Raw genomic sequence first — 12,311 nt, forward strand, 5'->3', positions numbered from 1 at the left:
GCCTCTGGAGGCTCCGATGGGCGTTGCCGCCCTGTGCACCGAAAACCTGTCCAAGCGGTACGGGCGGCTGCTCGCCCTGGACGATCTGACCCTCGACGTCGCCCCGGGCGAGGTCTTCGGCTTCCTCGGCCCGAACGGCGCCGGCAAGTCGACCACGATCCGGCTGCTGCTCGGCCTGGCCCGGCCCACCTCCGGGCGGGCGTGGGTCTTCGGCGGTGACGCGGCGGACGTCGCCGCCGCGCACCGCCGGCTCGCGTACGTCCCGGCGGACGTGGCGCTGTGGCCGCGGATGACCGGCGCCGAGGTGCTCGACCTGCTCGGGCGGATCGGCCCCGGCGTCGACACCGTCTACCGCGACGAGCTGGTGGAGCGGTTCGCGCTCGACCTCGCCAAGCCGGCCGGCACGTACTCGACGGGCAACCGGCAGAAGGTCGCCCTGGTCGCGGCGTTCGCCACCCGGGCGCCGCTGCTGGTGCTGGACGAGCCGACCAGCGGCCTCGACCCGCTGATGGAGCTGGAGTTCCGGCGCGCCGTCGCGGCCGCCCGCGACAACGGCCAGACGGTGTTCCTCAGCTCGCACCAGCTCGCCGAGGTGGAGGCCGTCTGCGACCGGGTCGGCATCCTCAGCGCCGGCAGGCTGGTCGAGGTGGCGTCCGTGGCGCAGCTGCGCCGGTTGCACCGCACCGAGGTGGCCGCGACGTTCACCGGCGCGCCGCCGGACCTCACCGGCGTCCCGGGCGTCGACGGCCTGCACAGCAACGGCGCCGCGGCGGTGCGGTTCACGCTGAACGGCCCGCCCGCGGCGGCGCTGCGCGCCCTGGCCGACGCCGGCGTGGCGACGATCGCGGTCCGCGAGCCCAGCCTGGAGGAGATCTTCCTCGCCTACTACGGCCAGGATGCCCGATGACCGCCGTCGCGGCGCCGGCGGCCTCGGTGACCCCGGCCCCGGCGCCCGGGCGGGCCCTGACCGCGCTGGCCGTCCGGCAGGTCCGGCGCGGCGCCCTGACCGTCACCGGGATCTGCGCCGGCATGTCGGCGCTTGTCGTGTCCATGTACGAGAGTCAGGCGCTGGACCCGGCCGCCCTCGCGGCGCTGGCCCGCAACCCCGCCATCCGCACCCTGTTCGGCGAGCCGGTGGCGCTCGGCGACCCGGGCGGGTTCGCGGTGTGGCGCACCGGCGTCGTCCTGAGTGTCCTCCTCGCCGTGTGGTCGTTCCTGGCCGCCACCAGGATCACCCGCGGCGAGGAGGACGCCGGGCGGTGGGGCCTGCTGCTGTCCGGTCGCGCCGCCCTCGCCGACGCCGTCCGCGGCCACCTCGGTGTCGTGACCGTGGTCCCGCTGGTGGCGGGCGCCGCCACGGCGGCGGCGATGATCGCGGCCGGGGCGGACGTGGCCGGTTCGGTGCTGCACGGCACCGGCCTGGCCGCCGTCGGGCTGTTCTTCGTCGCGGCCGGCGGGCTCGCCGCGCAGCTGTTCGGCGACCGGTCGGCGGCCAACGGCGCCGCGGCCGCGGTCCTCGTCCTCGGGTTGCTGGCGCGGATGGTCGGCGACGGTGTGCCCGCCCTGAGCTGGGTGCGGTGGCTGTCGCCGTTCGGGCTGGTGGCGCTGACCCGGCCGTTCGACACCGGCCGGGGCCTGCCGCTGGCCGTGCTGGTGTTCGCCGCCGCGGTGCTGCTGGCCCTCGCCGTCCGGCTCGCGGCCCGCCGCGACGTGGGCGGCTCGATCGTCCCGGCGGCCGGGGGCCGGCCGGCGCGGACGGCGCTGCTGGGGTCCGTGCCGGCGTTCGCGGTGCGGCGCACCCTGCGGCCCCTGGCCGGCTGGGCGGCGGGCGTCGGCGCGTACTTCCTGCTGATCGGCCTGGTGGCCCGGTCGATGGCGGACTTCCTCGCGGCCAACCCGCAGTTCACCGCGATGGCGGCGCAGGCCGGCTTCACGCTCGGCACGGTCGAGGGCTACGCGGCCACCCTGTTCGCGCTGCTGGCCGTGCCGGTCGGCGTCTTCGTCGCGGGGCGGGTCGGCGCCCTCGCGGCGGACGAGGCCGCCCGGCGGCTGACGTTGCCGCTGGCCGCCCCGGTGACCCGCACGCGGCTGCTGGCGGCGGACGTGGCCGCCGCCACCGGCGCCGCGCTGGTGCTGGTCTCGGTGGCCGGCGCCGCCATGTGGGCGGGCTCGGCCCTGGTGGGCGCCGGCCTGGGCCTCGGCGACGCCCTCGCGGGCACCTGGAACGTCGTGCCGGTCGTCCTGCTCTGCCTCGGGGCCGCCGTCCTGGCGCTGGGGTGGGCGCCGCGCGCCGTCGCGGCGGCCGGCGCCGTCCCGGCCGTGGGTGGGTTCCTCTGGCTGGTCGTGGCCGACAGCGTCGGCGCGCCGGCGTGGGTGGGGGACGTGTCGCCGTTCGCGCACCTGGCCGCCGTGCCGGTGACGGGGCCGGACTGGCCGGCCGCGGCCGTCATGACCGGCCTCGCCGCCGCGGGGGTGGCCGCCGGCCTGGCCGGTTACCGCCGCCGCGACCTGACCACCTGACGAGGGCTCAGGCGGTGGCCGGCACGGTGCCGGCCACCGCGAGCAGGGCGGACAGCTGCGTCATGGCCTGCGGGCGGATCCGGTAGTACGCCCAGGTGGCGCGGCGCTCGACGTCGACCAGCCCGGCCTCTCGCAGCACCCGCAGGTGGTGCGAGATCGTCGGCCCGGAGACGTCGAACGCGTCGGTCAGGTCGCACACGCAGACCTCGTCGGTGGACGCGATGAGCGACAGCAGCCGCAGCCGCACCGGGTCGCCGAGCGCCTTGAACATCGGGGCCAGCTGCCCGGCGGCCTCCGGCGTCAGCGCCTGGACCGACAGCGGGGGACAGCACGCGCTCGGAGCAAACTTTGACATGCGTCTAGCTTGACGCTCATCTAGGTATCGTGCAACTCTCGTCTCGTACCTAGATGACTGTCTAGCTAAGGGGTCCCATGAGCGAGAACACCGCCGCCGGTCCGTGCTGCGGCACCGCCCAGGCGGCCGAGCGCGCCGGCGCCTGCTGCGACCCGCAGGCGAGGGCCGACGCCGTCGCCGAGGGCGCGAGCTGCTGCGGACCGGCGGACGCCACGGCCCAGCCGGCCGGCGGCACCGCCACCCGCCCGCACCCCGTCGTGGTGATCGGCGCCGGGCCCGTCGGCCTGGCCGCCGCCGCGCACCTGCACGAGCGGGGCCTGCCGTTCGTCGTGCTGGAGGCCGGCGACGCCGCCGGCGCGTCGGTGCGGCAGTGGGGTCACGTGGCCCTCTTCAGCCCGTGGCGCTACAACATCGACGCCGCCGCCCGGCGGCTGCTCGACGCCGCCGGCTGGGCCGCCCCCGACGACGAGGCCCTGCCCACCGGCGCCGAGCTGGTCGAGCAGTACCTCCAGCCGCTGGCGAAGCTGCCCGCCATCGCGCCGCACCTGCGCCTGGGAGCCCGCGTGGTGGCCATGAGCCGCGCCGGGGCCGACCGGGTGCGCACCGCCGGCCGCGCCGACCTGCCGTTCGTCGTCCGCCTGGCCGACGGCACCGAGCTGCTCGCCGCCGCCGTCGTCGACGCGTCCGGCACCTGGCGCACGCCCAGCCCGCTCGGCGCCGACGGGCTGCCCGCCCACGGCGAGGCGGACGCCGCCGGCCTCGTCGAGCACGCCCTGCCCGACGTCCTCGGCGCCGCCCGCGACGCGCACGCCGGCCGGCACACCGTCGTCGTCGGCTCGGGACACTCCGCCGCCAACACCCTGCTGGACCTGGCCCGCCTCGCGGAGACCGCGCCCGGCACCCGGATCACCTGGGCGGTGCGCGGCGGCTCCGTGCAGCGCGCCTTCGGCGGGGAGGGCGCCGACGAGCTGCCCGCCCGCGGCGCGCTCGGCAGCGGCCTGCGGGCGCTCGTCGAGACCGGCCGGGTCACCCTGGTGCAGGGCTTCGGCGTGCACACCGTCCGCCGCACCGGCGGCGGCGTCGAACTGGCCGCCGCCGACGGGCGCACCCTGACCGCCGACCGCGTCGTGGCCGCCACCGGCTTCCGCCCGGACCACGGCATCGCCACCGAGCTCCGGCTGGACCTCGACCCCGTCCTCGGCTGCACCCGCACCCTGGCCGGCGTCATCGACCCCAACGAGCACTCCTGCGGCACCGTGCCCCCGCACGGCCACCGCGAGCTGAGCCACCCCGAGCCGCACTACTACGCCGTCGGCATGAAGTCCTACGGGCGGGCGCCCACGTTCCTCATGGCGACCGGCTACGAGCAGGTCCGGTCCGTCGCCGCGGCGCTGGCCGGCGACCTCGCCGCCGCCGACGACGTCCAGCTCGACCTGCCCGAGACCGGGGTGTGCAGCGCCACCCTGGGCGCGGAGAACACCGCCCGCGAGCTCGCCGCCCGCTTCCGGGTGACCCCCGACGTCCCGGTCCGGCTGGCGGCCGCCACGGTCGCGCTGCTGCCGGCCGCGGCGAGCACCGGCGACGCGGTCCGCGCCGCCGCCGAGCAGATCGGCCTCGACCCCGAGACCGCCCTGCGGATGGCCGAGGCGCCCTCCGTCACGGGGCTGATCAGCCTCACCCCGGCGGCGGGTGGCGGCTGCTGCTCGTGAGCCCGCCCGGCGCCGCGCCGGCCGGTGCGCGCACCGGCCCGCGCGGCGCCGCGGTCGTGGCCGCGCTGGCGGTCACCCAGACCGTCGGCTACGGTACCCTGCACTACGCCTTCGCCGTCCTGCTCGTCCCGGTCGCCGCCGACCTCGGCGCGGGCACCACCGCCGTCACCGGCGCCTACACGGCCGGCGTCCTCGCCGGCGCGGCCGTCGCGGTGCCGGTCGGCCGGTGGCTCGACCGGCACGGCGGGCGCGCCCTCATGACCGCCGGATCGGGCGCCGGGGCCGCGCTGCTGGCCGCCTGGTCGCAGGTCGGCAGCCTGCCGCAGCTCTACCTGGTGCAGCTCGGCATCGGCGTCGCCGCCGCGGCCAGCCTCTACGAGGCCGCGTTCGCCGTCGTCGTCGGCCTGACGGGCGCCGACCGGCGCGCCCGGGCGATCCTCGCCGTCACCGTGGTGGCCGGGTTCGCCGGCCCCGTGTTCCTGCCGCTCACCGGCCGGCTGGTCGACGCCCACGGCTGGCGCACCGCGCTGCTCGTCCTCGCCGCCGTCCAGGCGGCGACCGTGCCGCTGCACGCCCTGGCGGTGCGCCGGCCCGACCGCCGCCCCGGGCCGGCCGCCCTGCCCGCGCCGCCGCGCGCCGTGCGCACCGACCGCGCGTTCCGGCTGCTCGCGCTGGGGTTCACCGCGCACACCGCCGCGACCGGCGCCGTGGCCGTCCACCTCGTCGCCGCGCTGGTCGCCTGGGGACACCCGCCCGCCTTCGCCGCCACGGTCGCCGGGCTGCTCGGCGTGCTGTCCGTCGCGGGCCGGCTCGTCACCACCGCGCTGGGGCGCCGCGGCCGCACCGCCGCCGTCACCGCGGCCGTCTTCGCCGGGCAGGCCGTCGCCGCCGCGCTGCTGCCCGTCGCCGGGACCACCACCGGCGGTGCGATCGCCGCTGTCGCCGGCTTCGGGCTGGGCTTCGGCGTGGCCACCGTCGCCCGGCCCGTGCTGCTCGCCGAGCGCTACGACCCGCGCCACTACGCCACCCTCGCCGGGCTGCTCGTCGTACCCGTGACCCTGGCCCGGGCCGCGGGCCCGCTCGCCGCCGCCGCCCTGACCGACGCGACCGGCCACCACCTGCCGATGTTCGCCGCCGTCGCGGCACTGTGCGCGGTGGCCGCCGCCGCCCTGGCGGCGGCCCGGGAGGCAAGCTGAACGCGCCAGTTGTTCGCGGGCAGCACGATGGCATGCCGCGGGTTGACCCGTTCGCGGACGCAGGTATACAACCCGGGGTGGCGCGAGCCGAACCCGATCCGGCCCGCCGTGGAGGGACTATGCGAAGCCGGCGGTCCACCTCGCTCGCCGTGGCGGCCCTGCTCCTGGCGGCCCTGGCCGCCTGCAACGGCCGCGGCGGCGGACACCTTCCGCCCCAAGGTCCTTTGTACAACGGCCAGGCGTCGTTCGGCTTCACCTTCAGCTGCCAGGACCGGGGCGGCCCCAACCCGCCGACCGGGCAGCTGCGCACCCAGCTGAGCTACAACGACCACGGCGCCAACCCCATCGGCGGCCCGTTCGGCATCCACGGGACCGCCGACGCCCTCGACTCGGTCACCGAGAGCATGCTCTGCATCGGCCGGAACCCGCCGCCCGGTGGCAACGAGCTGATCTTCCTGGGCCGCTACCGGGCGACCACGCCGGCCCCGGCGGGCTACCCGGAGGAGTGTCAGGCCCGCGGCAGGCTCGCCGCGCCGCACTGCCGCTTCGAGGTGATCGTGCGCGACAACGACGGCGACCACGTCCCGTCGCCCGGCGACTTCTTCTCGATCACGCTGTCCAGCGACACCACCGTGGCATCCACACTCGACCCGGCGACCGTGTTCTACACCCGGGCGGGCGTGCTCGCGGGCGGCAACATCACGGTCAAGTGACACCCGAAGGGGACAGTCATGAACGCTGACGACCGCCCCGGCCGGCCCCTCGGCCGCCCGTCGCGCCGCACCTTCCTCGCCGGAGCCGCCGCCGTGTCGGCCGGCGCCACGGTCGGCTGGCCGGCGGCCGCCGCGCACGCCGCCCCCGGCGGCGCCCTGCACGGCAGACCGCTGCGCGGCATGCTGCTGACCAGCAAGGACCGCCTGGCCGAGGGCCGGTTCGGGACGATGTTCAAGCGGCTGCCCGCCTTCGCCCCGCGCGACGACCTGCTCGACGGCCTCGCCCGGTCCATGGTCGAGGACCAGACCGTGCCCGACGACAGCCACCTCAGCACCAGCCCGCGGCTGTTCGCCGGCTTCACCTTCATCGGCCAGTTCATCGACCACGACATCACGTTCGACAACACGCCGCTCGACCAGCAGACCGCCGACCCCGACGCCACCACCAACTACCGGTCGCCCCGCTACGACCTCGACTCGGTCTACGGCCGCGGCCCGGCCACCGAACCGCAGTTCTACGACCCGGCCGACCGCGACAAACTGCTGGTGACCACCAACGTCAACGGCGTGCCGGACATGGCCCGCGACAGCGCCGGCCGTGCGATCATCCCCGAGTCGCGCAACGACGAGAACCTCATCGTCGTCCAGCTGCACCAGGCCGTCGCCCGGTTCCACAACCGCATCGTCGACCTCGCCCGCGCCCAGGGCATCCGCCGCGAGTGGGTCTTCGAGACGGCGCGCCGGCTGACCCGGTGGCACTACCAGTGGGCGGTCACCCACGACTTCCTGCCCCGCATCGTCGGCGACGACCTCGTGGGCCCGAACGGCACGGTGTACAAGGAGGTCGCCGGCCGGGCGCCGGTCATCAACCTGACCTACTACCGGCCCACCAACCGCGACGGCCGCCCCTTCATGCCGGTCGAGTTCGCCGTCGCCGCCTACCGCTTCGGCCACAGCATCATCCGGCCGTTCTACGTCATCAACCAGGCGTCCCTCGACCGCGGCGGCGTCCCCGTCTTCGGCCCGGACGGCGGCTTCAACCTCAACGGCGGCCGCCCCGTGCCCGCCGACCTGGTCATCGAGTGGAAGAACATCCTGCCCGTCGACCCGGCGTTCCCGGCCCGCAAGCCCCGCAAGATCGACACCAGGCTGTCGCTGCCGCTCAGCACGCTCCCCGGCTCGGTCGTCCCGCCGCCCGACCCCACGGTCAACCTGGCGGTGCGCAACACGCTGCGCGGCAAGCACGTCGGCCTGCCCTCCGGCCAGCAGGTCGCCCGGGCGATGCGCGTCACCGCGCTGTCCAACGCCACCCTGGGCCTGAGCAACGACCCGGGCTGGGCGGGTGAGGCGCCCCTGTGGTTCTACATCCTCAAGGAGGCCGAACTGCCGCCGTACAACGGCGAACGGCTCGGCCCGGTGGGCGGCAGGATCGTCGCGGAGACCCTGGTCGGCCTCCTGCAACGCGACCCGAACTCGTACCTGTACCTCGACGCGGCGTGGAAACCGGCCCCGCCGATCGCCCCGGCGACCGGCCAGTTCGGCTTCGTCGACCTGCTGCGCTACGCCGGGGCCGCCTGACCGTCCGGTGCGGTCACGGGCCGTGCAGGGTCCGCGAGGGCCTGGCCTGGTAGCGGTCGCGGTAGGCGCCGGCGAAGCGGCCCATGTGCACGAAGCCCCACCGGTGGGCGACGTCGGCCACCGACGTCTCGCGCGGGTCGGCGGCCAGCAGGTCCTCGTGGACGCGCTCCAGGCGGACGTGCCGCAGGTACGCCATCGGGGTGGTGCCGAGGTAGCGCCGGAAGCCGGCCTGCAGGGTGCGGACGTTGGCGCCCGCGGCCCGGGCCAGCGTGCCCACCGTCCAGGGCTGGTCGGGGTGGGCGTGGATGACGTCGACCGCGCGGCGCACCGGCGCCGGCCGGTACGCCTGGTCGCTGCGCAGCAGGTGCTCGCGGTACGGGTGGTCGACGGCGAGCAGCAGGCCGGCGGTGAGGGCGTCCTGGAGGCGGTGGACGAGCAGGGGGTGGTCGAGCAGGCCGGTGTCCGCGCCGAACTCCGCGGCGGTCAGGCGGATCAGGTTGGCCCAGCTGCGGCCGGGGCCGTCGGCGATGTCGAGCTGGGCGGGCAGCCGGATCGGCTCGCGGATCGGCACGTCGAGGAGGGTCTGCAGCTGCTGTTCCAGGACGGTGGGATCGATCTTCACGCCGAGCTGGCGGCAGTCGGCGCCCCAGTGGTCGAGCGTGACGTCCTCGTCCACCCGGAAGACCGGCGCCTGGTCACCGGCGCCGACGATGGCCCGGCCGCCCTGGTGGGCGATGAGCCGCCCGGCCAGCGGCACCCCGACCTGGTAGGCGTCCGGCTGCTCGTAGCCGAGGGTCACGTCGGCGCCGTACCGGACGTCGCCGATGGTGAGGCCGCCGACGCGCAGGACGTTGAACTGCGCCGTCAGGCGGCCCGAGCGGCGCAGCGGGCGCAGGAACTTGCGCGGGTAGAACATGCTGCCGCCGAAGGCGCGCACCTGCTCGATGTCGCTGGAGGCGAGCGAGAGGCGCTGGACCGGCGCACCGCCGGCGGGAGGGGCCGTGCCCGCGTGCGGGACGCGGGGCGCCGGCCGCGGCCGGCGGTGGTCTCTCACGCCTCCACCGTAGACGGATCGACGCGGCCGCCGCGGCGGCGGCACCCGGACGTGGGACCGGCCTAGGATCTCCGGCCATGGACAACGTGACGCACACGCTGATCAGTGTCATGGTCGGTGAGTCGGTCCATCGGTCCATCGCCCCGTCCGCGGTGCTCAGCGACCGGGCCCGCCGGTTCACCGCCATCGGCGTCATGGCGGTGGGCGGCAACCTGCCCGACGCCGACGTGCTCTACACCGAGTGGGCGGGTAGCACGCTGGACTACCTGCTGCACCACCGTGGGCACACCCACACCGTGCTGGGCGCGCTCGGCCTGTCGGTGGTGCTGTTCCTCGCGGTGCGGCTCTGGTGGCGGTACCGGAAGGTCGGGCCGCGCCCGGCGGACACCTGGTTCCTGGCCGGGCTGTCGGTGGCGGCGCCGCTGCTGCACATCGGGCTCGACTTCACCAACAGCTACGGGGTGCACCCGTTCTGGCCGGTGGACAACCGCTGGTACTACGGCGACGCCGTGTTCATCGTCGAGCCGCTGCTGTGGGCGTGCGCGGCGGTGCTGGTGTTCACGCTGCGCTCGCGGGTGGCGCGGGTGCTGGTCGCGCTGGTGGTGCTCGCCGGGCTGGGCCTGAGCTGGTTCAGCGGGTTCGTGCCGCCGTCGCTGGCGGCCGTGCTGACGGTGCTGGCCGCCGGCCTGGTGGTGGTCGGCCGGTTCGCGTCCGCCCGGGTGGCGCTCGCCGCCGGCATCGCCGCCTGGCTGGTCGTCACGTCCGCGTTCGCGGTCACCGCCCGGGCGGCCGACAGCCGGTTCGAGGCGCTGCTGGCCGAGGGCTTCCCGGCGGCCCGCACCCTCGACGTCGTGCTGACGCCGATGCCGGCCAACCCGGTGTGCCGGGAGGTGCTGGCCGTGCAGCGCACGGCGGACACCTACGTCGTCCGGCGCGCGTTCCACTCGCTGGCGCCCGGCTGGGTGACGGCGCAGCGGTGCGCGGAGTCGTTCCCGTCGGCCGGCGGGGAGTCGACCGCCCGGCTGCAGAGCGTCGGCCGGCCGTCCACCGGCGAGGTCGTCTGGGTGGGGGAGCTGGCGCTCCCGGCCGGGCTGTTCGCGAGCCTCGCGACGGAGTACTGCGCCGTCGGCGCGCTGCTCCGATTCGCCCGCGCCCCGTGGGCCGCGCCCGCGGCCGGCGGCTGGGTGGTCGGCGACCTGCGCTTCGACCGCGAGGCGGGACTCGGGCTGGCCGAGGTCGCGGTGGGCCCGCCGGCGGACGACTGCCCGGGCCTGCCCGCGCCGTGGGTTCCGCCCCGGCAGGACCTGCTCGACGGCGAGTGACCGCGCCGGGGGTCAGCGTTCGGTGACGTCGCGGACCGTCGCCGCCGTGCTGACGGACGACGCGTTCCACTTCTGGAAATCGGTGCCGTTGCAGGTGCCCATCACCAGCTTGCTGGCGTTGATGTTCCAGGTCTCGTCCCACAGGTCCGGGTTGGGCGCGGCCGGGTCGGTGACGGTCAGGCACGTGCCGGGGCCGCCCGGGGCCAGCGACTCGATGCGGTAGCTGGTCGTCTTGTTGCCGGTGTCGCCCCACACCCGCCACTGGTGGGCGGCCGCGACGATGCCGCCCGGGTTGCAGGTGGTGACGACGACGTAGTAGCCCGGCCGGGCCGTGGTGCCGGGGCCGCGCAGGCAGTACGCCTGCGTGGTGCCCGTCGGCACGGTCCAGATGGGCCCGTCGGCGTGGTCCTCCCCCGCCGGCACCTGCGGCACGTTCCACCGCTGGTTCCAGAGCACCTCGCCGGTGAGCGGCTGCTTGCACGGGAAGCTGATCAGGTACTCGGAGGTGACGTCGTCGGCGGTGACGTCGATGCACCGGCCGAACTGCGCCCCGTTGACGAGCTGGCCGGTGGCCGGGCCCGCCTTGCCGCCGCCGGTCGCCGACGAGGTGAAGAACGTCTGCTGGACCTGCCACGTGCCGGGCTGGGTGCAGTACGAGGCCGACTTCATGGCGACCAGCTGCACGGTGGCGTCGGCGTACTCGGCGCTGGACTCCATGCACCGGCGGGTGGTCGCGTTCGGCATCACGTAGAAGGCGCTGGAGTCGTCCGACCCCCACACCTGCCGGGCCACCAGGTCGGCGGCGCACAGCTGGAACGTGACCGGGGCGTTCAGGGCCATCGTGCCGGCGTCCACGCACAGCCGCTGCCCGCCGGCCTTGATCTTGGTCAGCTGCAGGGTCAGGCCGGCGGTGTACGCGAACTGCTGCCGCGCGTCCGCCGGGTTGCACGGCCGGATGAGCAGCTGGGTGTTCAGCGGCGCGGTGGAGCCCGCCGCGAAGCAGTAGTCGGGGGTGCCGGCGTTGCCGAAGCTGCGGATGATGCCGCCGGGCACCTTCTCGTTCTGGATGACCGTGGTGAACGTGTAGGTGGCCGACATGGTGCGGCTGATGCCGGCGGTGCCGGTGGAGACGATCAGCGCGTACGCCGGCATCCCGGTGGCCGTGGGCCCGCAGCCCCACAGCGAGGACGGGACGGTGCCGGCGACCGGCGGGGTGGTCGAGTAGTACACCCGCACGCTGAAGGTGGCGCCGCCGCCCGCGCTGACCGGCCCGGACAGCGCCGGGCGCGGCGCGGTGGTGCACGGCAGCGCCTGCGGGTCGCCGGTGCCGTCGGTGCGCCGGGCGAGCCGGACAGCGCTCAGCGCGACGTCGAGGCCCGACTGGGCGGCGGCCAGGGCGGTCATCCGGCTGGTGTCGCGGCGGGTGTTGCGCTGCTCGGCGCTGACCACGGACGCCAGCACCATGCTGAGCCCGAGCGCGACGACGGTGAGCAGCATCGCCATCGGCATCGACCCGCGGTCGTCGCCGGCGCGTGGCGCGCCCAGGAGCGGCCCGCGCCCCGGCGCGGTCCACGCTCGCGCTCGACGGACCATGACGCTCACATCGGCCGCGGGGGCGCCGACCTTGAGGAAGACACTGATTTTATTACCGGCCGTACCATGCGCCGATGGGCAGATTTCTGGCGATCTTCCACGGCGCCGCCGACGAGGCCGGCCGGGCCGGCCTCTCCGACGAGCAGCAGGGCGAGTTCATGCGGGTGTGGGCGGCGTGGGCGCAGGCCCACGAGCGGGCCCTGGCCGACCCGGGCGCCCCGCTGTTCCGGAAGAAGCGGGTGGAGTGCCCGCCGCCGCCCGCCGGCTAGCG

The 12,311-nt window shown here is 76.0% G+C and carries 11 protein-coding genes; 8 read left to right on the plus strand and 3 right to left on the minus strand.

Features of this window, described 5'->3' with window-relative positions; genetic code table 11:
* The first annotated feature begins 16 nt into the window (after positions 1-16).
* Complete coding sequence (locus Sya03_RS28160) at positions 17-907, plus strand: ABC transporter ATP-binding protein (protein WP_203941452.1); 891 nt, start codon at positions 17-19, stop codon at positions 905-907.
* A complete protein-coding gene (locus Sya03_RS28165) occupies positions 904-2,520 on the plus strand; it encodes an efflux permease Rv1217c-related protein (RefSeq protein ID WP_203941453.1) in 1,617 nt (538 codons plus the stop codon). Before Sya03_RS28160 ends, Sya03_RS28165 begins: the two co-directional genes overlap by 4 nt.
* Before the next feature lie 7 nt (positions 2,521-2,527).
* Here Sya03_RS28165 and Sya03_RS28170 read toward each other — a convergent pair whose 3' ends face one another.
* Positions 2,528-2,875, minus strand: coding sequence for an ArsR/SmtB family transcription factor (locus tag Sya03_RS28170; RefSeq protein WP_203941454.1), 348 nt, complete (start codon positions 2,873-2,875; stop codon positions 2,528-2,530).
* A gap of 77 nt (positions 2,876-2,952) precedes the next feature.
* Between Sya03_RS28170 and Sya03_RS28175 the strand changes: the two genes are divergently transcribed.
* The 4 genes from Sya03_RS28175 (at position 2,953) to Sya03_RS28190 (ending at position 8,071) form a co-directional block, all read left to right on the plus strand.
* Entirely contained in the window at positions 2,953-4,584 is a 1,632-nt protein-coding gene (locus Sya03_RS28175) for an FAD-dependent oxidoreductase (protein WP_203941455.1), read from the plus strand.
* A complete protein-coding gene (locus Sya03_RS28180; protein WP_239107912.1) occupies positions 4,581-5,780 on the plus strand; it encodes an MFS transporter in 1,200 nt (399 codons plus the stop codon). The genes Sya03_RS28175 and Sya03_RS28180 overlap by 4 nt, the downstream gene beginning before the upstream one ends.
* A 119-nt stretch (positions 5,781-5,899) precedes the next feature.
* The gene (locus tag Sya03_RS28185; protein ID WP_203941456.1) at positions 5,900-6,493 is read left to right on the plus strand and encodes a hypothetical protein; all 594 of its coding nucleotides are present in this window, start codon (positions 5,900-5,902) and stop codon (positions 6,491-6,493) included.
* 18 nt (positions 6,494-6,511) lie between these two features.
* Positions 6,512-8,071 carry a peroxidase family protein gene (locus tag Sya03_RS28190; RefSeq protein ID WP_203941457.1) on the plus strand — a complete coding sequence of 520 codons (1,560 nt, stop codon included), beginning with the start codon at positions 6,512-6,514 and terminating at the stop codon, positions 8,069-8,071.
* Between the two features lie 13 nt (positions 8,072-8,084).
* Here Sya03_RS28190 and Sya03_RS28195 read toward each other — a convergent pair whose 3' ends face one another.
* The gene (locus Sya03_RS28195) at positions 8,085-9,125 is read right to left on the minus strand and encodes an AraC family transcriptional regulator (RefSeq protein WP_203941458.1); all 1,041 of its coding nucleotides are present in this window, start codon (positions 9,123-9,125) and stop codon (positions 8,085-8,087) included.
* Positions 9,126-9,202: 77 nt separating this feature from the next.
* Between Sya03_RS28195 and Sya03_RS28200 the strand changes: the two genes are divergently transcribed.
* Entirely contained in the window at positions 9,203-10,447 is a 1,245-nt protein-coding gene (locus tag Sya03_RS28200; protein ID WP_203941459.1) for a metal-dependent hydrolase, read from the plus strand.
* Positions 10,448-10,459: 12 nt separating this feature from the next.
* Here Sya03_RS28200 and Sya03_RS28205 read toward each other — a convergent pair whose 3' ends face one another.
* Entirely contained in the window at positions 10,460-11,956 is a 1,497-nt protein-coding gene (locus Sya03_RS28205) for an RICIN domain-containing protein (protein WP_203941460.1), read from the minus strand.
* A gap of 158 nt (positions 11,957-12,114) precedes the next feature.
* On the opposite strand from Sya03_RS28205, the gene Sya03_RS28210 reads away from it, so the two are divergent.
* Positions 12,115-12,309, plus strand: a complete 195-nt coding sequence (locus Sya03_RS28210) for a hypothetical protein (protein ID WP_203941461.1) — start codon at positions 12,115-12,117, stop codon at positions 12,307-12,309.
* The last annotated feature ends 2 nt before the right edge of the window (positions 12,310-12,311 follow it).

The organism is Spirilliplanes yamanashiensis (assembly GCF_016863475.1).
Classification (GTDB): Bacteria; Actinomycetota; Actinomycetes; order Mycobacteriales; family Micromonosporaceae; genus Spirilliplanes; species Spirilliplanes yamanashiensis.

Bases quoted from the DNA above. Each gene is read 5' to 3' on its own strand.
- Sya03_RS28200 (WP_203941459.1), top strand. From the start codon at position 9,203: ATGGACAACGTGACGCACACGCTGATCAGTGTCATGGTCGGTGAGTCG.
- Sya03_RS28160 (WP_203941452.1), top strand. From the start codon at position 17: ATGGGCGTTGCCGCCCTGTGCACCGAAAACCTGTCCAAGCGGTACGGG.
- Sya03_RS28185 (WP_203941456.1), top strand. From the start codon at position 5,900: ATGCGAAGCCGGCGGTCCACCTCGCTCGCCGTGGCGGCCCTGCTCCTG.
- Sya03_RS28165 (WP_203941453.1), top strand. From the start codon at position 904: ATGACCGCCGTCGCGGCGCCGGCGGCCTCGGTGACCCCGGCCCCGGCG.
- Sya03_RS28205 (WP_203941460.1), bottom strand. From the start codon at position 11,956: ATGCCGATGGCGATGCTGCTCACCGTCGTCGCGCTCGGGCTCAGCATG.
- Sya03_RS28210 (WP_203941461.1), top strand. From the start codon at position 12,115: ATGGGCAGATTTCTGGCGATCTTCCACGGCGCCGCCGACGAGGCCGGC.
- Sya03_RS28170 (WP_203941454.1), bottom strand. From the start codon at position 2,875: ATGTCAAAGTTTGCTCCGAGCGCGTGCTGTCCCCCGCTGTCGGTCCAG.
- Sya03_RS28175 (WP_203941455.1), top strand. From the start codon at position 2,953: ATGAGCGAGAACACCGCCGCCGGTCCGTGCTGCGGCACCGCCCAGGCG.
- Sya03_RS28190 (WP_203941457.1), top strand. From the start codon at position 6,512: ATGAACGCTGACGACCGCCCCGGCCGGCCCCTCGGCCGCCCGTCGCGC.